This is a genomic window from Streptococcus taoyuanensis, from assembly GCF_029589235.1.
GTDB classification, from domain to species: domain Bacteria; phylum Bacillota; class Bacilli; order Lactobacillales; family Streptococcaceae; genus Streptococcus; species Streptococcus taoyuanensis.
The window spans coordinates 40,537-59,906 of the sequence record NZ_JARQVW010000012.1; the positions used below are offsets into that span (position 1 = coordinate 40,537).

Sequence of the window (19,370 nt, forward strand, 5' to 3'; positions counted from 1 at the left end):
CTTTTACTTTAATAACTTCATAAAGTCTTCTGCAGTGTCGTTTGGCACCATCTGAGACGTAATCTTTACACCTTTTTCGTGGATCTTGTTGAAGTCTTCCACGTCCGCGTCCACCACATTGATCGAGCGGGTAATCGCACGTGTCTCATCAGATTGAGACATATTGCCGACATTCAGCGTTTCAAGCTGAACGCCTGCTTCGATCAAACGAAGGAAACGATCAGGTTTGCGAGCTACGATAAAGAGTCGTTGGCTATCATATTTTCCAGCCAAGATATTTTCCGCAGCCTTTGCGACTGGCAAGATACTGAGCTTAACACCAGGTGGTGTCGCTAGTTTCAAGCCACTTTTTTCAATATCATTTTGAGCGACTTCATCATCGATCACCATGATACGTGAAACATTTAGTTTGGTAGTCCAAAGATTGGCTACCTGCCCGTGGATCAAACGTCCATCGATACGGCATCCTACAATAGTCATAAGTTTTCCCCCTTTACTTCTTTGAATGTAGGTTGTTGAACAAGTTGAAGTGTCTCTTGGTAACGCCCTTCTGTCTCAAAGACGATCAGGCTATTGGCTCCTTCTTTGAGGAAACCATGAGGCACGTAAAGTGAAGTGGTCGGTCCGACCTCCCAGAAGCGGCCAAGGTTATGGCCATTGACAAAGACGACCCCTTTCCCAAATCCTGTCATATCCAGATAAGTATCAAGGGTGTGGTCCAGCTGAAAATCATATCGGTAAAATGCTGGAGCACCTGCCTGCCATTCCTTTGAAAAATCGAGCTGACTGAGATCTTGTAAATCCAGTGGGTACTGCTTCCAATGAAGATGGAAGTGCAAATCTACACAGACACCTGTGCGAATGCCCTTGTGCTGGCTATCAGCTAAGAGCTTGTGCCCGTAGTTGACACGTCCCATATTCTCAAGCAAGATTTTTAAATTCGTAACCGCTTTCTTTTTTCCTTTGATAAAAAGATCTTCACCGATCTCTGTTTGGTATTGCGTTGCTACATGTTGATCATCCAGGTAAATCTGTACCCGATCCCGACCATCAATGATGCGCAGTCTTTCTTCTTCCGCATCCAACTCAAGGTCTGTCTCATATAGGAGATAACCTGTGGTTTGCCCCAACTCTTCCATCTTTTCAGGATAAAGGCTGGTCTCAACCTGAGCCAGATTGTCCAGATTTCCAAAAAGACTAGTCTTGGCTGCCAGTTGCAAGGTTTGTTCTGGCAAACACTCTTTGATGAGCGGTTCCTGCTGTGGGTATTCCGGATAATAGGTCGCCATCATTTTTTGAATAGCATAATACTTCTCCGTCGGATTTCCCTGCTCATTGAGCAAAGCCCCATAGTCATAGGACGTCACCTGTGGCAAGTCGAGCGTTCCCCGAGCTGAGCAACCATTCATGAAGCCGAAATTGGTTCCGCCATGAAACATATAGAGGTTGATGGAACCAAGCTCCAAGACCTCATGGACAGCTTCTGCCAACTCCTCTGGGTCCCTTTGAATCACGGGTTCCTTCCAGCGGGTAAACCAGCCATCCCAGAATTCCATACACATCAAGGGCCATTTCTTGCCGTATTCGTCAAAGAATTCTTTCATCTGACCGAAGTTATAGGCTGCTTTGGAACCGAAGTTTCCCGTCACAAAGAGGTCTTCTTCGATCAAGGTTCCTGTTCTTAGCGTTGCTCGCCATGGTCCATCTGATGTAAAGAGAGGACAGGTCACGCCTTTTTCCTTCATCAAATCCCGAATGGCACGAAGATAATCCTTATCCTCTCCATAAGAGCCGTACTCATTTTCCACCTGCATCATGAGGATTGGACCACCCTGATCCACTTGGTAGGGTGTCAACAAGCCAAGCAAGCGATCATAATAACGATCCACTGCTTCGATAAAGGCTGGGTCTGATGAGCGGATTCGCAGGTCTTCTTCTAAGAGCCAGGCTGGTAATCCACCAAATTCCCACTCTGCACAGATAAAGGGCGACGGCCTTACAATCATGTAAAGTCCAAGGGATTGGGCGGTTTGAATGAAACGCTCTAGATCCAATCGACCACTAAAGTCAAACTGCCCTTTGCGGGGTTCATGCGCATTCCAAGGGACATAGGTCTCAACCGTGTTAAACCCCAAAGCCTTTAGATTATACAAGGAATGATACCAGTCTGCTGGGTCAATTCGGAAATAATGGATCGCTCCGGACAAAATCTTGAAGGGTTGACCTTTTAAATAGAAAGCATCGCGAATCTCAAAAACTCCCATAAACGCCCCCCTTTCTTATATGTAACCCTTTTCATTTATTAATATAATAAATTATTTAAAAAATGTCAACACTTTTATAAAAAATATGTTAAAATAGGGTTAAATAAGAGAAATCTAAAGAGAGGTAGCACTATGGCAATTCCAAAGTACCAACACATCAAAGATGAATTGAAGCAGCAAATTATCTCCGGAAAATTTGAAAATGGAGATAAATTTTATACGGAAGCTGAACTCATCAAAATTTATGATGTCAGCTCTATCACCGTTGTCCGTGCTTTGAACGACCTCGCCGCCGATGGCTACATTGTCCGTCAGCAAGGAAAGGGAACCTTTGTTTCTCGTGCTCGAAAACACAAACTGGTAGAATTTTCAGATGTTGAAACCTTCCCAATCCAAAAGGCCAAAGTCAAAGTTCTCTCTATTAAACGTGGAAATACCTTGAGCATCCTAGACAAACTAGGCCTCAACCCAACGCAGTTCTACTATAAGATCGAACGGACTCGCCAGACAGGGGATGATACCTATATCTTCCACCAAACCTATATTCCTGAACAATACATCAATCCAAACTATCCAAATTTGGAATACTACAGCTCTATCTATGATCGCTTCAAAGAAGACTATCACATTCATATGAATGATGAGCACTTCGAAGAAGTCAACGAAATCGTCTTTCCTACACCAAGCAAGGTTGCTAAAGTATTGAAGATCGACGAAAATTTCCCAACGGTCAAACAAGTGAAGACGACCAAGTTAGAAGCTACTGGCCAAATCCTTGAATACACGGAAACCTATAAACGCGGTGACTACTACAAGATCAAGTTCATCTCCTGTGACCGCGATCACTAAGAACCAAAAAGACTGAGACATCTCGGTCTTTTTTATAGCTCCAGTATAGCATGTTGAAAACGATTTCTAAAGACCTCTTTAAAAATATATATAATTAGTGATAGTTTAGCTATAAAAAGTTTAAAAAGAGAGTGGGACAGAAATCGGTAATTCGTTAGAATTCGATTTCGTCGTCCCACCTCCGCACAGTTGAGTAGGGCTGTAAAAGCTGATGAAATCAGCGTAGTAGAGACCACTCAACCACTGCGTCTTGCTCGACAATCCAAAAATAATTGAGAGGCTAGGACTTTTGTCCCAGCCTCTTTCGTCTATTTTTCAAATTCCCTTTTTCGTTGCGATTAGTCACCCAAACCGATGCGTTCGAAGATTTCATCCACCCGTTTAGTGTAGTAGGTTGGGTTGAAGATTTCGTCGATTTCTTCTTGAGTGAGGCGTGAAGTCACTTCTGGATCTGCTTCGAGAAGTGGTTTGAAGTCGACTTGGTTATCCCATGATTGGGCAGTCTTCGGTTGAACAAGGTCGTAAGCTTGCTCACGTGTCATGCCTTTTTCAATCAAAGTCAACATGGCACGTTGGCTGAAGATCAAACCAAATGTAGAGTTCATGTTGCGGATCATGTTTTCTGGGAAGACTGTCAAGTTCTTAACGATGTTTCCGAAACGGTTGAGCATGTAGTCAATCAAGATGGTTGTATCTGGTGCAATGATGCGCTCAGCTGATGAATGAGAGATATCACGTTCGTGCCAAAGGGCTACGTTTTCATAAGCTGTGACCATATGACCACGGATCACACGCGCAAGACCTGTCATGTTTTCAGAACCGATTGGGTTACGTTTGTGTGGCATTGCTGAAGATCCTTTTTGACCTTTGGCAAAGAACTCTTCCACTTCACGTTGTTCAGATTTTTGAAGACCACGGATTTCAGTCGCCATCCGCTCGATAGAAGTTGCGATGCTCGCAAGAACTGCAAAGTACTCAGCGTGAAGGTCACGAGGAAGCACCTGTGTAGAGATTTCTTGAGCACGGATACCCAATTTGTCGCAGACGTATTTTTCAACGAATGGTGGAATGTTGGCAAAGTTACCAACCGCACCAGAAATCTTACCAGCTTCCACACCAGCAGCCGCATGCTCGAAACGCTCGATGTTGCGCTTCATTTCGCTGTACCAAGTCGCCAATTTCAGACCAAAAGTTGTAGGCTCAGCGTGCACACCGTGGGTACGACCCATCATGATAGTGAACTTGTGTTCTTTCGCTTTGTCAGCGATGATGTTGAGGAAGTTTTCAAGATCCTTGCGGATGATGTCGTTGGCTTGTTTGTAGAGGTAACCATAGGCCGTATCGACCACGTCAGTAGATGTCAACCCATAGTGAACCCACTTACGTTCTTCACCAAGCGTTTCAGAAACCGCACGTGTGAAGGCAACCACATCGTGACGAGTCTGTTGCTCGATTTCAAGAATACGGTCGATGTCAAAGTCTGCTTTTTCACGAATCAAAGCCACATCTTCCTTAGGGATTTCTCCCAATTCAGCCCATGCCTCGTCAGCCAAGATTTCCACCTCAAGCCAAGCACGGTATTTATTTTCTTCAGTCCAAATGTTCGCCATCTCTGGGCGGCTATATCTATCAATCATGTTTAATTTTCCTTTCTTTTGATGTTTTACATCAGTTAGCAAGCGGCAATCACTTTATTCAAATTCTTCTTTCCCGATCCACACAGATGGATAGTGATCGAGTGTATTCAAATCCGTATCCAGCGGGACGTCATAGATAGCTAAATAGTTTTCAGGATATTGAGCAGTCAGCTCTTCATACTTAGCTTTTACTTTTTCGTGATCGCTACTAGCATATAAGACTTCGACGACCGCTCCTGTCTTCTCTTTTTCGACAAATGCGTTGACAATGAGTTGAATCATAAAACCTCCTAAATCGAAATGCCCTTCATATTTGCTTCCAGAATAGGCATCTTGACACCTAACTCCTGACCAGTCTGATAAACACTTTGACAACAATAGAAGATGTCCTGTTTATCATTGTGTAAGGTCATGATTTTTCGGGTCAGCTCATTTTTCGCAAACATGACTTTCATGGCTTTGCCGGCTATCCAAGCGGGAATTTTGTAGGGTAAGAGTTCTGCCTTATAAAGCTTCAAATTCACCCCACGCGCTTCTACGACTTTCAAAGTTTCTCGAATGGCCTTGATGGCTAATGATAATTCCGAAGAACTATTCATCAAGTTCAAAGCCAATTCTTCTGGGTTTTCCAGATTCCCTGAACGAGCAGCTGTCGAAGTAACACCCGCATTAATCGCCATGTGAATCCAAATCCACTCAACCATATCATGAGGAACTTCCCACTTCAAATCTGCAGAAGTCAGTAAATCCGTCAGATCCGCATAGTTAGAAATGTGTGCTTTTTGCTCACCTTCGAGCATTAAATGGTCAAACAAGACACCATCCAAATGGTCCTCTTGCATATGACCACCCGCTGTCGGAAAGGCCAGAATATAGTCGTAATCCCCTGCCCACTCTTGGACCTCTTCTCGAGTATCCCAGAAATTACAGAAGAAAACAAGGGTGCCTTTGATATTATTTTTTCGCAAGGTCTCCACAGCTTCTTTGACAAAACCATGACGCACACTCAGAAAAATAAAATCATATTCCGAATCAGCTTCCGCCACATGAACCTCATAGGTGTCGTGTTTGTTCTCACCTTTGGAATGATAGCGACCATCTAGTAGATCAACCGACAACTCCTTCGGAGCTGTACTTTTCTTACTATCTCTCAGTACGTGTTCCACTTGATGGCCTGCTTTTTGAAAGGCGTAGGCATAAGTGGTCCCGATGACTCCAAGTCCTAGAATCGCGATTTTCACTTAAAAATCAATCCCTTTCCCGAACTCAACCACACTATCTGGTTCACTACTAAACAAGGTCACATGTCCCATTTTGCGGTTGTGCTTTGCTTCTAGTTTACCATATAAGTGGAGGTGAGCGCTTGGATTTTCTGTCACATATGTTTCAGCAGCTTCGACGTGTTGGCCGAGTACATTGAGCATGACAGCAGGCGCATGGAGGTGAATAGCAGGAAGTGGTGCTCCGAGAACTCCTAGAATATGGGTATCAAACTGTGAAAAGTCGCAAGCTTCGATTGAGTAGTGCCCTGAATTATGTGGGCGTGGCGCGATTTCGTTGACGATGATATCATCAGCTGTCGCAAACATTTCTACACAAAGTGTACCAGACAAGTTCAGTTGTTCTGCGATTCGCACTGCCATGGCCTTGGCTTTTTCAGCTAGACTTTCTGAAATGCGAGCGGGTACAATGGTTTTTGAAAGAATGTTGTTGCGGTGGATATTTTCCTGAACGGGGAAAACCGTCACGTCCTTGCCATTTCCAGACACGATGACCGAAATTTCAAGGTCAAAGTTGACGAACTCTTCTAAAACGCAGTCTGCTGAGTCCGCTAAAGTGTATGCTTCTTCCAAGTCTGCTTCTGAGCGAATGACCTTCTGACCATGGCCATCGTAACCACCGGTCGCTGTCTTAAGGACATAATTTTTCGAGAGGTCGATATCTGCCAAGTCTTTGCTAGAAGTTACGACCTTGTAAGGGGCCACAGTGATTTGTGCTTTGTTGGAAAGAAAGTCCTTCTCAAAAATGCGATTTTGGGAGATGCGAAGCAGGTCAGTTCCTTGTGGGAGCTGTCCTTCTTTGATAACAGCGTCCAAACCGTCAGCATCGACATTTTCAAATTCATAAGTGAGAACATCACAGCGATCAGCCAACTGACGAAGGGCGTCTACGTCGTCGTAAGGGGCCACGATGATTTCCGCCACACGAGAGGCTGGGCAATCCGCTGCTGGATCCAAGGCGATAACCTTGTGGCCCATGTAGATAGCTGAGATTGCCATCATCTGACCGAGCTGGCCACCACCGATGATGCCAATGGTTTTAGTTGAGCTCATTTGTAGACTCCTCTGCGATTTTTCCTTGTTCTTCTGCGAAATCTGCTAACGCTGTCGCAATAGCCTGATCCTCTACTGAAAGGAGACGGAGGGCAAAGAGGGCCGCGTTGGTCGCACCAGCTTCACCGATTGCCATGGTTGCAACAGGTACCCCACCTGGCATCTGAACGATGGAATAGAGCGAATCTACACCGCTAAGAGCACGTGATTTGACGGGTACGCCGATAACTGGAAGGGTTGTTTTAGCAGCAACCATCCCTGGCAAGTGAGCTGCGCCACCTGCACCCGCGATGATGACCTTGATGCCACGGCTACGTGCTTCTTCGGCATGTTTGAACATGAGGTCGGGCGTCCGATGGGCGGAAACAACTTTCTTTTCATAAGCGACACCGAAGTTGTCGAGGACTTCAGCTGCTTTTTGCATGGTTGCCCAGTCGGATTTTGAGCCCATGATAATGGAAATTACTGGTTTCATTTTTTCTCCTTTTTTGATAATGGTCTTAGGTGGTGGGGACGGAAGCAAACCTTCGGTTTCATTCCTAAACATTGAGCCTAAGGTCTCAATGTTTCCCCCGACCAGAACAGAAACTGTTCTGGTCTTTTCACCACGGCGACCATTATCGGGTTTGGCGACTTCGTCGCCTAAAATAGCAATGATATTTGAAAACTCGAAGAAAACCACAGAGTGACAAGGCAAAGCGACGAAGATAGAACTAACGTTCAGCAAGGAGCTTTAACACAGGCAATCGAAGGTTTTCAAAGAGTTTTATTTGTTAGCCTTACTACCAATATCGTTTCGGTAGAAGAGGCCTTCTGTGTTTTGTTTGTCGAGTTGGTTATAGATGATATTTTGACCATCTTTGACGGTGTCCGCTGTTGTGACAAGCATGTAGACGCGTCCGCCATTTGAGAGAAGGTCTTGACCATTTTCAGCAAATTTTGCACCAGCATAGTAAGTGATGATGTCGCCCTCTGCCTTGGCTGGAAGCTTGACACCTTTCTCATAAGCGAGTGGGTAGCCGTTTGAAGCTACAACCACGCCCAATGTCACACCCTTGTCCGTCCAAGTGATGGCTGGCTCTTTTCCATCCAAAATGTCAGTGATATTTTGCGCAAAGTCAGATGTCAAACGAGGCAAGATAATTTGCGTTTCAGGATCTCCAAAACGAGAGTTGAACTCGATGACTTTCGGTCCATCAGCTGTCAAGATTAGCCCCGCGTAAAGGACACCTAGGTACGGACGCCCTTCTTTGATCATGCTTTCAAGAACTGGCTTGACAATGATGTCAACCGCTGTGTCAACCACGCTCTGTGGCAAGTGAGGAACTGGTGCATAGGCACCCATCCCACCAGTGTTAGGACCTTTGTCGCCATCGTAGGCACGTTTGTGGTCCTGAGCCGTCGGCATAATGTAGAACTTATCCCCATTGACAAAAGCAAAGAGAGAGAACTCTTCCCCGTCAAGGAATTCCTCGATGACCACACGCGCACCTGAATCACCGAATTTATTGTCTAAAAGCATCTCGTGAGCGGCTTCAACTGCCTGCTCAACTGTCTCCGCAACGACGACACCTTTCCCTAGGGCCAAGCCGTCTGCCTTGACGACGATTGGAGCTCCTTTTTCTTCGATGTAGGCCTTGGCTTCTTCGAAATCTGAATATGTGCCATAGGCTGCTGTCGGAACGTCGTATTTGACCATGATTTCCTTAGCAAAATCCTTAGACCACTCCAGCTCAGCCGCAGCCTTGGTCGGACCAAAAGCCTTGAGACCCGCTGCATTGAAATCATCCACGATACCAGCCGCAAGGGCATCATCTGGACCGATAAAGGTCCAAGCAATATCATTCGCTTTTGCAAAGTCAATCAGCTTAGAATGTTCGGAAATTCCGATATTGATCAAATCCAGACCATCTAATCGCATCCCGTCATTACCAGGAGCCACAAAAACCTGCTCAACGTCTTTAGACTCCAACAATTTCTTAGCAATCGCATGCTCACGACCGCCAGATCCAACAACCAAAAGTTTCATCTCGAACCTCTTTTGCGAATTATTTTATTAAATTATATCATAATCGTTCGTTTTATTCTAATGATTTCAGCAAAAGTCTCCTATTTCCAGTAGAACCCAAACATTTTTTGCTATTTTCTCCTATTTCTCATTTTTTTCCGAATAGTATAGGTGAGACCTACTAATTGACGAAAAGGAGTATTATGCAAACAATCAAAAAATTTGTCGTGCTGACTTGTGCGACATGGGGGATGCAAGCCTCTATTGCCCATGCAGATCAAGCGACCAATGCTATCTATGCCGAAAAAGGGCAGCTGATGATTCATCTTGGAAACGTCCCGGATAAGTATCAAAAGATCCAAGTTCCCGTCTGGTCTGACCAAAATGGCCAAGATGACCTGATTTGGTATCCTGTAGAACGCAGTGACAAGGGATTTGACCTACAAGTGCCATTGACCAATCATTCTGATCAAGCCGGACTTTATCATGTCCATGTCTATGGGGTGGAGGCAAATGAACAGCTAACCGGCCTTTACCCTCTCACGACCAGCGTCCAGCAAAAAGACCTGGCTTCCTCCCAACCCAAGATTACGATCACACCCATCTCCTCACAAGAATTTGAGGTAGACCTAAAGTTGTTCGAAGACGTTGACGAGATTGTCTTCCCCATCTGGTCTGAAGAAAATGGGCAAGATGATCTGGTCTGGTATCCAGCAAAGAAGGTCGCACCTGGACATTTCCAACTGCGCTTTCAAGCTCAAAAACACAAGGGAAGCGGGCTATTTCACCTACATGTCTATCAGAAAAGCCAGGGACAACTAAAAGGGCTATTCCCCACTACATTTCAAGTAGAAAAGGCAAAGCCAAAGCTCACTCCACTCGCGACACATCCGGGAAACACCTACCCCATTGGTGAGTGCACCTGGGGAGCCAAAGAATTAGCCCCTTGGGCCCACAACTGGTGGGGAAATGGCGGCATGTGGGCAGCTAGCGCACGCGCTGCGGGATTCCGGACAGGAGACACTCCAGAGGTCGGTGCCATCGCCTGTTGGGACAATGGGGGATATGGCCATGTTGCCTTGGTTACAGACGTCGAACATGACCAAAAAATTCAGATCCAAGAGGCTAACTACAACGGCCATCGCTATATCGACAACTTCCGTGGTTGGTTCGATCCAACCAACCCCATCTGGGGAACCGTCACCTACATCTACCCAGATTAAGGTCTTCATAACCAGCAGAAAGGGAGTGGGAAAGAACTCAGACTATTTAAAAAAGGTTGAAAAGGTTCCCCAAACCTTTTCAATCTTCCCACCCCGCACAGCTTCAACAGTCTGGGAGACTGTTGAAGGTTGTGGATAAAGGAAACTTTGTTTCCTTCATTAGGTTATCTTTGGAGCTTAAAAAGCGAAAAAAGATACCAATCAACCACTGCGTCTTGCAGTTATTCCTATCAAACATCAAAGGCTGGACATTTTTTGCCCAGCCTTTTTGATTAATGTCTAAAATGTCTGACTCCTGTAAAGATCATGGTCAAGCCGTATTTATCAGCCGCTTCGATTGACTCTTGGTCACGAACTGATCCACCTGGCTGGATGATCGCTTTAATCCCTGCTTTAGCGATTTCTTCCACATTATCCGCAAATGGGAAAAAGGCATCGGAGGCAAGAACAGCGCCGTCAAGACGGTCTTTAGCTTGATCAATAGCGATGCGGACTGAAGCCACACGGTTGGTTTGACCTGGGCCAACACCAAGTGTCATGTGGTCGTTGGTCACGATAATACCATTTGATTTCACATACTTGATAGCTTTCCAAGCAAACTCAAGAGCTGTCGCTTCTGTCTCAGTTGGTTGGCGTTTGGTAACCACTTGCCAGTCAGCTGGACTTTCTTTGACCACGTCTTGGTTTTGAACGAGGAGACCACCAACAACACCAGTGTATTCTGCTTCCACTTCACTAGCATCTTGAGCGTCAAATGGTAGCTCAAGAATCCGCAAGTTTTTCTTCTTGGTAGTCAAGATTTCAAGCGCTTCGTCTGTGTAGCTTGGTGCAATGATGATTTCAAGGAAAACACCATGCATCTTCTTAGCTGTCGCAGCATCTACCTCGCGGTTGAGAACGACGATACCACCGAAGATGGATACTGGGTCAGACTCATAAGCGTAGTCCCAAGCAGTTTCGATGTCGTCAGCTTGACCAATCCCACATGGGTTCATGTGTTTAAGAGCCACAACGGTTGGACGGTCTTTGAAATCACGGATGATTCGGATAGCGGCATCCGCATCACGGATATTGTTGAAGGACAATTCTTTCCCATTCAACTGTTTAGCGGAAGCAATAGAGTAATCCGTTGGCAAAGCTTTTTGATAGAAGTCTGCGTCTTGTTGAGGGTTTTCCCCATAACGCATTGGTTGCTTGAGATCATAAGTCAGAGTGAGTTTTTCAGGTTTTTCTTCACCCACTTGAGCAGTGAAGTATTCTGCGATCAAAGCATCATAGGCTGCTGTGTGGCGGAAGACTTTCGCTGCCAAACGTTGGCGAGTTTCGTAACTTGTTTCGCCGTTGGCTGCCAATTCGTCCAAAACCACGGCATAGTCAGCAGGATCTACCACAACTGTTACGCTAGCGTGGTTTTTAGCTGCTGAACGAAGCATAGATGGTCCACCAATATCGATGTTCTCCACCGCGTCAGCGTAAGTCACGTCCGGTTTGAGAATCGTTTCCTTGAATGGGTAAAGGTTGACCACAACAAGGTCGATCAACTCGATATTATTGTCCTTAGCAGCCTCTAGGTGACTATCGAGGTCACGACGAGCGAGCAGACCACCGTGGATATTTGGATGAAGAGTCTTCACACGACCGTCCATCATTTCTGGGAAACCAGTCACATCGTCGATGGCAATGGTATCTACCCCAGCATTGTCAAGGGCAACTTTAGTCCCACCTGTTGAGATGATGTCCCAACCGAGTTTTTTGAGTTCTTGGGCAAATTCAACAATACCCGCTTTGTCTGAAACACTAATTAGTGCGCGTTTAGTCATTTTTTCTTTCTTTTCCTTTTTTAAAAAGTTCTTTATCTGCTACAGTCGAAAATGTTCTTTCCAATCAATGGCTTCCTTATTTTCGTGCTACTCCCAAACGTTCCAAGACTTCTGGATAGAGCTTGTACTCTGTTTCGTGGATGCGAGTTTCGAAAGTATCAAGGGTATCACTTTCTAGACGTGGCACACGGACTTGTTTGATGACCTTACCAGTGTCCACACCAGAATCCACCCAGTGAATGGTCACACCGCTCTCAGCAACGCCTGCATTCCAAGCATCCTCAATACCATGAGCACCAGGGAATTCAGGGAGATAAGCCGGGTGAATATTGATGATACGGCCTTCATAAGCTGCTAGCAAGGTTGGGCCAACGATTTTCATATAACCCGCCAAACAAACCAAGTCAATCTGGTGTTCATTCAAGAGTTTAACGATAGCTTCTTCATAAGCTGCTTTATTATCAAATTCCTTGAGTTCAAAGGCATGACTCACCACACCAAGGTTCTTGGCACGTTCTAAGACATAGGCATCCCGGTGATCTGAAAAGACAAACTCTACCGGAAATTGTTCTGCAATCACCTGAAAGTTTGACCCGTTGCCAGAGGCAAAAACAGCAATTTTCATATTCGATACAAAGGGACGTTTCGGCTAGCCGAACAGTTTCGTAGAAAAATAGGAAATCATTGCTGGGTGCTTGCCCACAAAATGATTTCTCTTTTTTCCTAGAAAATGAGTCCCGTGTTCAGTTAGGCTTGCTAACTAAACACTCCTTTCTACAATTTCTCCGCACAAAATGGTGACCTCACCATTATTTAATCACCACACTTGCGCCATCTTTCTTCACAATACGACCAATTTCATAAACAGGTTCGTCAAGAAGTTCTTTGACACGTTCCACATTTTCTGGTTTCACTGCAAGCATGAGACCAATCCCCATGTTGAAGATTTCAAACATTTCTTCATGTTTGATTTGGCCATATTTTTCAAGGGCTTTGAAAATTGGAAGAACTGGCACTTTGCTTTCGTCAATTTCAGCAGCCAAGTCATCTGAGAACATCCGTGGTACATTTTCGATGAAACCACCACCTGTGATGTGGGCAATTCCGTTGACCAATTCTTCTTTGATGAGTGGCAATGCTGCTTTGACGTAGATACGAGTTGGCTCCAAAAGAACGTCTTTAAGTTTCTCCCCTTCCAATTCTGGGAGAACTTCTTCACCTGTGTAATCCGCAAAGACACGACGAACAAGTGAGTAACCATTTGAGTGGATACCGCTTGAAGCAAGTCCAAGAATCACATCCCCTTCAGCTACTTTTGAACCGTCAATGATTTGAGATTTTTCTGCAACACCGACAGCAAACCCAGCCAAATCATAGTCATCTTCACCATACATACCAGGCATTTCAGCCGTTTCTCCACCGATAAGGGCTGCACCAGCCTGCACACAACCTTCTGCAACACCAGCAACGACTTGCTCTAATTTAGCAGGTTCATTTTTACCAGTTGCGATATAGTCAAGGAAGTAAAGGGGCTCCGCACCTGCAGCGATGATATCGTTAACACACATGGCCACACAGTCTTGACCGATCGTATCGTGTTTGTCGTACTTGATGGCAAGCATCAGCTTAGTACCAACACCATCTGTACCTGAGATCAAAACAGGCTCTTTGACACCTGCTTTTGAAAGATCAAACATGCCACCGAAACCACCAAGAGCTCCCATGACACCAGCACGTTCCGTACGAGCCACATGTTTTTTGATCCGTTCAACAACTTCATAACCCGCTTCAACGTCTACGCCAGATTGAGCGTATGCATTCTTATTTGTCATTTTTTAATCCTTTTCTTTTTTTGAGAAAGAGTGCGACGTATTTTTAGATAAACAATTTTTTTATCTAAAAATACTAGTCAGGTCTCTAGCTTTGGTCCCATAGGGCAAAGCGTCTACTGACAAATGCTTTAGCTTTTAGTCAGTAGTGAGACGTGGAGCATAAGCATTTTTAGACATAATTTTTTCCTCTTTTTTCTTCTGCACTGATCTTAATAGAAAGAAGTATGTTCTTTCAAACTTTCCACATAGCGTTCTTCGTAGTCATACAAAGGTGTTGGATATTTTCCATCAAAGTAAGCCACACAAAGACCGCCATTTGGGGCATCTGTATCGATTCCAATAGAATCAATCAAGCCATCGATTGACAAATACGTCAAGCTATCTGCACCAATGATATCGCGTGTTTCCTCTACTGTATGATTGGCAGCAATCAATTCCTTACGTGTTTGAATATCGATCCCGTAGAAACATGGGTAGGCAAGGGCTGGGCTACCGATTGCTACGTGGACCTCTGTAGCTCCTGCTTCTTTCAATAACTTCACAATTCGACGTGATGTTGTCCCACGTACGATAGAATCATCAATCATGACAACCCGTTTGCCTTTCACGACACCGGATACGGCAGAGAGCTTCATCCGAACCCCTTGCTCCCGTAGTTCTTGTGTTGGTTGAATAAAGGTCCGTTGGGTATATTGGTTTTTAATCAAGCCCATTTCATTTGGTAGGCCGGATTCTTCCGCAAATCCCATAGCTGCGCTAAGTGAAGAGTTCGGTACACCGACCACAATATCTGCTTCATGTTTGAATTCACGTGCCAATTGAGCCCCCATACGTTTACGAGCTGTATGGACATTGACCCCTTGAATATTGGAGTCCGGGCGGGCAAAGTAGATATACTCCATTGAGCAAACAGCCAATTGGGTGTCCGTTGTATAGTTATCGTAAGTGATGCCGTTATCATCGATGATCACGACTTCACCCGGATTTACATCCCGAATCCACTCTGCTCCAACCACTTCAAAGGCACAGGTTTCAGATGAAACCACGATAGCTCCGTTGGCCATTTTCCCAATCGAAAGAGGACGGAAACCATTTGGATCCAAGGCTGCAATCAGCTTATCTTCCAGCATGAGAAGGTAAGCAAATCCACCTTTCACCGTATTCAAGGCTTCTTTCACCTTACCCATGAAAGAAGGGTTGTGGCTCCGACGAATCAAGTGAGCCAAGATTTCTGAATCAGAAGTTGAGCTAAAAATGGCTCCATTTTTTTCTAATTCCGATTTGAGCGATTGGGCATTGGTCAAATTCCCGTTGTGGGCCAGTCCAAACTGGGTATCATGAAAGCGAAAGAGGAAGGGCTGGATGTTATCCACCGAAGCTTCCCCAGCTGTCGCATAGCGAACATGGCCAATCGCTCCCGTTCCTGTTAACTTATCCAAGTTAGCAGGATTTCGAAATACTTCTGAGAGAAGACCCGTATCACGATACCGTTTTAGTTGACCCGCATCATTCGAAAGGATCCCCGCCCCTTCTTGACCACGGTGTTGAAGACTGTGTAATCCAAAATAAGTCAGTTTTGCAGCATCTGGGTGTCCCCAGATCCCAAAAATACCACATTCTTCATTAAGAGATTTAACTTCGTATGTCATTTTGTATACCTTTTATTTTCCAGTAAAGTATTTAACCGCTGATGCAAAGAGATGTTGATCTTTATTTCCTGGAATATTTTGGAAGAGACCGTCTTCGAATCGTTCTGAGTGACCCATCTTACCAATAATTTGACCATTCTTACTTGTAATACCTTCGATCGCATTGACAGAACCATTTGGATTGTATTTTGAATCCATGCTTGGTTTCCCTTCGAAGTCAACATATTGGGTAAAGATTTGACCATTGTCACGAAGCTCTGCAAATTCCTCAGCTGTCACGACAAATTTACCTTCACCGTGTGATACTGGGATGGCATGGATGTCACCAACTTCTACTCCGGCAAGCCATGGTGAGTTGGTGTTGGCAATACGTGTTTCAACCATCTTAGCCACGTGTTGGTTGGCATCATTGTAGAAGAGGGTTGGACTCGTGCTGCTTGCATCTTCAAAGTTACCGTATGGAAGAAGACCTGATTTAACAAGGGCTTGGAATCCGTTACAGATACCAATAATCAAACCACCACGTTCGATGAAGTGATCGATAGCTGCACGCACTTTTTCATTGAGCAAGATGTTTACGATGAATTTAGCTGATCCATCTGGTTCATCCGCTGCTGAGAAGCCACCTGCAAAGAAGATAATATTAGCTTTTTCGATGTTGTCAACCATGGTGTCAACAGACTTGACAATCGCTTCTTCATTCAGTGTGACAAATGGTACCAGGTTAACTTTGGCACCTTCTTTTTCGAAGGCCTTAGCGGAGTCATATTCTGAGTTAGTACCTGGGAATACTGGGATGTAAACCACTGGTGTATCAACTGTTTCTTTAGCTTTGATCACAGCATCTGATGCCACAGCTGGTACTTCTTCCAACTCAGTTGCCTGTGCAAATTCCGTTGGGTAAACTTCTTCCAATTTACCTTGGAAAGCACTGTCAAGTTTGTGTCCATCAAGCGTTACACCATTGACAGTAAGTGTAAAGTCAGCTACTGTTTGTCCGATCGTAGCAACACCTGCAATTTCTTCAGGCGAAGTGAAAACGAATCCACCCAATTGGGCTGTCAAGCTAGTGTCAAGATTATCTAATTCAACATTAGCTCCGATATGGTTACCAAATGTTGCAAGGGCAAGAGCTTCAACCACACCACCATATTTAACAGCTGATGCTGCTGTCACTTTGTGGTTAGTTTGGATGGCTTCAAATTGAGCAAAGTTAGACTTGATGAGATCAAAGTCAATTTCTTGTGCCAAAGCTTGACCTGGGATGTAATATATATTTTCACCAGCAGCTTTAAATTCTGGAGAAAGAACCTTACGGCTATCCGCAGTTGTTACCCCAAAAGCAACCAAGGTTGGTGGTACTGTCAATTCTTCAAAGGTACCAGACATAGAGTCTTTTCCACCGATAGATGGCAAACCAAGTTGAATCTGAGCTTCGATTGATCCAAGGAGAGCTGAGACTGGTTGACCAAAACGCTCTGCTCGTTTATCCATACGCTCGAAGTATTCCTGATAAGAGAAACGAGCCTTAGACCAGTTTGCACCAGCAGCAACCAAACGAGCTGTGGCTTCGATGACCGCATAAGCAGCGCCATGATATGGAGACCATTCTGCTACATAAGGGTTGAATCCTTGCGCCATAACAGATGCAGTTGTTGTCACGCCATGTTGGACTGGCAATTTCTGTACAGAAGCTTCCGTTGGTGTGATTTGGTAGCGACCACCAAGTGGGTGATTGACTGTTGAACGACCAACCGAGCTATCAAAGATGGTTTGTAAACCTTTTTGACTGGCATGGTTCAAGTCAGCCAAGACCTCAAGAGTATCCGCTTCAAGGGTTTCAGCAGATGTTTGACGTTCTTCTGGAAGCTTGACATCCTTGTCAACCACCTTAGCATCTACAACCACACGTACACCGTTTGTATCAAGGAAACGACGTTCCAAATCAACGATTGTTTCACCATTCCAGTGCATGACAAGATTTGGTTTCTCCGTTACTGTTGCAACGACAACAGCATCAATATTTTCTTTGTTACATTCAGCAACGAAGGCGTCTACATCTTCTGGACGAACCACCACAGCCATCCGTTCTTGAGACTCAGAAATGGCAATTTCTGTACCGTTCAAACCTTGGTATTTCAATGGCACTTTGTCTAAATCAATTTCAAGACCATCTGCCAATTCACCGATAGCCACACAGACACCACCAGCACCAAAGTCATTTGATTTTTTGATCAGACGCGTCACTTCCCCATTACGGAAAAGACGTTGAATCTTACGTTCTTCGATGGCGTTCCCTTTTTGAACCTCAGCACCAGCTGTTTCAACAGATTCAACCGTTTGAACTTTAGAAGAACCTGTCGCACCACCGACACCGTCACGTCCAGTTTTACCACCGAGCAAGATAATCACATCACCTGCTTCAGGTTTTTCACGGACCACATTTTCCTTAGGAGCCGCACCGACAACTGCACCTAGCTCCATACGTTTTGCAACGAAACCTGGGTGGAAGTATTCTCGAACATAGGTTGTGGCAAGACCAATTTGGTTACCGTATGAAGAATAACCGTGAGCTGCTGTTTTAGAAATCACTTGTTGCGGCAATTTACCAGCGCGGGTTTCTGAAATTGGAGCTGTAATATCACCAGCACCTGAGATACGCATGGCTTGGTAAACGTATGAACGACCTGACAATGGGTCACGAATGGCACCACCGATACAAGTAGCCGCTCCACCAAATGGTTCGATTTCCGTTGGGTGGTTGTGCGTTTCGTTCTTGAACATGAGAAGCCATGGTTCTTTGACACCATTGACATCCACTTCAATTTCAACTGAGCAGGCATTGATTTCATCAGACACTTCCATGTCATCCAAACGACCATTAGCACGCTCATAACGGCCAAAAATAGTCGCCATATCCATCAAGGTTTGAGGTTTTTCTGTACGTCCCAACTCATCACGCATGGCAATATACTTGTCATAAGTCGCTTGCAATTGTTTTTCAAATTTAGAAGCTGAGAAGTCGATGTTTTTTAACTCAGTTTCGAAAGTTGTGTGACGGCAGTGGTCAGACCAATAAGTATCCAAAACCTTAAGTTCAGTCTCAGTTGGTACACGTCCAATAGATTTGAAGTAATCTTGAATAAAGAGAAGGTCATCCACTTCCATTGCCAAGCCTTGCTCAGCCTTATACTTGGCAAAATCTTCTGCCGTATAAGTTTCAAAGAAATCCAAGCTTGGAATGGTCTTGTCAGACTCAGAGAAATCCTGTTTCGCAATACCAACAGTGATATCTTTGAAACGAGAATCCACTGGGTTCAAAAGGTAGTTTTTAACAGCTTCCAACTCATTCGCATCGATATCCTTGTTAACCAAGTACAATTGCGCTGTATTCACTGTTACGTCATTTGAACTACCAAGCAAAAGCAAAGCTTCTTGTGAAGATGCCGCACGTTGGTCAAATTGGCCCGGCAAACTTTCAATCGCAAAGAAAGCATATTTCTCAAAATCAGCCTGAACCGCAGCTTCATCCAGAACAGTATCGGTCACTTGCTCAGAGAAGATATGTTTTTCCGCACGCGCAAACAAATCCTCTGCCAAACCAAAAACATCGTAAACCTGAACAATCCGAAGATCCTTCAAGGTTTTCAACTGAAGATTATGCTGTAATTCTTTTACTAAAGAGTCCGATTTCACACGAAAATCAGCTTTTTTCTCAACGAAAATACGTTTATCCATTTTAGTTCCTTTACTTC

Annotated in this window: 15 protein-coding genes; 2 read left to right on the forward strand and 13 right to left on the reverse strand. The window is 44.7% G+C overall.

Annotated features, from left to right (window positions below; translation table 11 throughout):
• Positions 1–3: 3 nt before the first annotated feature.
• The gene (locus tag P5Y91_RS07895; RefSeq protein ID WP_003009322.1) at positions 4–480 is read right to left on the reverse strand and encodes a PTS sugar transporter subunit IIB; all 477 of its coding nucleotides are present in this window, start codon (positions 478–480) and stop codon (positions 4–6) included.
• Positions 477–2,264: a glycoside hydrolase family 35 protein gene (locus P5Y91_RS07900; protein WP_118398193.1), complete on the reverse strand. Its 1,788-nt coding sequence runs from the start codon at positions 2,262–2,264 to the stop codon at positions 477–479. The genes P5Y91_RS07895 and P5Y91_RS07900 overlap by 4 nt, the downstream gene beginning before the upstream one ends.
• Positions 2,265–2,396: 132 nt before the next feature.
• On the opposite strand from P5Y91_RS07900, the gene P5Y91_RS07905 reads away from it, so the two are divergent.
• Positions 2,397–3,113: a GntR family transcriptional regulator gene (locus P5Y91_RS07905; protein ID WP_031572835.1), complete on the forward strand. Its 717-nt coding sequence runs from the start codon at positions 2,397–2,399 to the stop codon at positions 3,111–3,113.
• 338 nt (positions 3,114–3,451) lie between these two features.
• Here the strand turns inward: P5Y91_RS07905 and purB are convergent, their stop codons facing one another.
• The 6 genes from purB to purD form a co-directional block, all read right to left on the reverse strand.
• Positions 3,452–4,750, reverse strand: coding sequence for an adenylosuccinate lyase (purB, locus tag P5Y91_RS07910; RefSeq protein ID WP_003002393.1), 1,299 nt, complete (start codon positions 4,748–4,750; stop codon positions 3,452–3,454).
• 54 nt (positions 4,751–4,804) lie between these two features.
• Positions 4,805–5,032 carry a hypothetical protein gene (locus P5Y91_RS07915; RefSeq protein WP_045760093.1) on the reverse strand — a complete coding sequence of 76 codons (228 nt, stop codon included), beginning with the start codon at positions 5,030–5,032 and terminating at the stop codon, positions 4,805–4,807.
• An 8-nt stretch (positions 5,033–5,040) separates the two neighbouring features.
• Positions 5,041–5,991 carry a ketopantoate reductase family protein gene (locus P5Y91_RS07920; RefSeq protein WP_118398196.1) on the reverse strand — a complete coding sequence of 317 codons (951 nt, stop codon included), beginning with the start codon at positions 5,989–5,991 and terminating at the stop codon, positions 5,041–5,043.
• A complete protein-coding gene (purK, locus tag P5Y91_RS07925; protein ID WP_118398198.1) occupies positions 5,992–7,083 on the reverse strand; it encodes a 5-(carboxyamino)imidazole ribonucleotide synthase in 1,092 nt (363 codons plus the stop codon).
• Positions 7,070–7,558, reverse strand: coding sequence for a 5-(carboxyamino)imidazole ribonucleotide mutase (gene purE, locus P5Y91_RS07930; RefSeq protein ID WP_003015335.1), 489 nt, complete (start codon positions 7,556–7,558; stop codon positions 7,070–7,072). Before purE ends, purK begins: the two co-directional genes overlap by 14 nt.
• Positions 7,559–7,849: 291 nt before the next feature.
• Positions 7,850–9,112 carry a phosphoribosylamine--glycine ligase gene (gene purD, locus P5Y91_RS07935; protein ID WP_118398201.1) on the reverse strand — a complete coding sequence of 421 codons (1,263 nt, stop codon included), beginning with the start codon at positions 9,110–9,112 and terminating at the stop codon, positions 7,850–7,852.
• 182 nt (positions 9,113–9,294) lie between these two features.
• Between purD and P5Y91_RS07940 the strand changes: the two genes are divergently transcribed.
• Positions 9,295–10,314, forward strand: coding sequence for a GBS Bsp-like repeat-containing protein (locus P5Y91_RS07940; RefSeq protein ID WP_070666616.1), 1,020 nt, complete (start codon positions 9,295–9,297; stop codon positions 10,312–10,314).
• A gap of 272 nt (positions 10,315–10,586) precedes the next feature.
• Here P5Y91_RS07940 and purH read toward each other — a convergent pair whose 3' ends face one another.
• The 5 genes from purH to P5Y91_RS07965 form a co-directional block, all read right to left on the reverse strand.
• A complete protein-coding gene (purH, locus tag P5Y91_RS07945) occupies positions 10,587–12,134 on the reverse strand; it encodes a bifunctional phosphoribosylaminoimidazolecarboxamide formyltransferase/IMP cyclohydrolase (protein ID WP_118398204.1) in 1,548 nt (515 codons plus the stop codon).
• Between the two features lie 76 nt (positions 12,135–12,210).
• On the reverse strand, positions 12,211–12,759 hold the full coding sequence (gene purN, locus P5Y91_RS07950) for a phosphoribosylglycinamide formyltransferase (RefSeq protein ID WP_003009293.1): 549 nt from the start codon (positions 12,757–12,759) through the stop codon (positions 12,211–12,213).
• 184 nt (positions 12,760–12,943) lie between these two features.
• The gene (purM, locus tag P5Y91_RS07955; RefSeq protein WP_277839220.1) at positions 12,944–13,966 is read right to left on the reverse strand and encodes a phosphoribosylformylglycinamidine cyclo-ligase; all 1,023 of its coding nucleotides are present in this window, start codon (positions 13,964–13,966) and stop codon (positions 12,944–12,946) included.
• 209 nt (positions 13,967–14,175) lie between these two features.
• A complete protein-coding gene (gene purF / locus P5Y91_RS07960) occupies positions 14,176–15,615 on the reverse strand; it encodes an amidophosphoribosyltransferase (protein WP_277839222.1) in 1,440 nt (479 codons plus the stop codon).
• Between the two features lie 12 nt (positions 15,616–15,627).
• Positions 15,628–19,353, reverse strand: coding sequence for a phosphoribosylformylglycinamidine synthase (locus P5Y91_RS07965; protein ID WP_277839223.1), 3,726 nt, complete (start codon positions 19,351–19,353; stop codon positions 15,628–15,630).
• Positions 19,354–19,370: the final 17 nt, after the last annotated feature.

Excerpts from the sequence above, each read along its gene's own strand:
- P5Y91_RS07895 (WP_003009322.1), bottom strand. The coding sequence starts at position 480 with ATGACTATTGTAGGATGCCGTATCGATGGACGTTTGATCCACGGGCAG.
- P5Y91_RS07900 (WP_118398193.1), bottom strand. The coding sequence starts at position 2,264 with ATGGGAGTTTTTGAGATTCGCGATGCTTTCTATTTAAAAGGTCAACCC.
- P5Y91_RS07905 (WP_031572835.1), top strand. The coding sequence starts at position 2,397 with ATGGCAATTCCAAAGTACCAACACATCAAAGATGAATTGAAGCAGCAA.
- purB (WP_003002393.1), bottom strand. The coding sequence starts at position 4,750 with ATGATTGATAGATATAGCCGCCCAGAGATGGCGAACATTTGGACTGAA.
- P5Y91_RS07915 (WP_045760093.1), bottom strand. The coding sequence starts at position 5,032 with ATGATTCAACTCATTGTCAACGCATTTGTCGAAAAAGAGAAGACAGGA.
- purK (WP_118398198.1), bottom strand. The coding sequence starts at position 7,083 with ATGAGCTCAACTAAAACCATTGGCATCATCGGTGGTGGCCAGCTCGGT.
- purE (WP_003015335.1), bottom strand. The coding sequence starts at position 7,558 with ATGAAACCAGTAATTTCCATTATCATGGGCTCAAAATCCGACTGGGCA.
- purD (WP_118398201.1), bottom strand. The coding sequence starts at position 9,112 with ATGAAACTTTTGGTTGTTGGATCTGGCGGTCGTGAGCATGCGATTGCT.
- P5Y91_RS07940 (WP_070666616.1), top strand. The coding sequence starts at position 9,295 with ATGCAAACAATCAAAAAATTTGTCGTGCTGACTTGTGCGACATGGGGG.
- purH (WP_118398204.1), bottom strand. The coding sequence starts at position 12,134 with ATGACTAAACGCGCACTAATTAGTGTTTCAGACAAAGCGGGTATTGTT.
- purN (WP_003009293.1), bottom strand. The coding sequence starts at position 12,759 with ATGAAAATTGCTGTTTTTGCCTCTGGCAACGGGTCAAACTTTCAGGTG.
- purM (WP_277839220.1), bottom strand. The coding sequence starts at position 13,966 with ATGACAAATAAGAATGCATACGCTCAATCTGGCGTAGACGTTGAAGCG.
- purF (WP_277839222.1), bottom strand. The coding sequence starts at position 15,615 with ATGACATACGAAGTTAAATCTCTTAATGAAGAATGTGGTATTTTTGGG.
- P5Y91_RS07965 (WP_277839223.1), bottom strand. The coding sequence starts at position 19,353 with ATGGATAAACGTATTTTCGTTGAGAAAAAAGCTGATTTTCGTGTGAAA.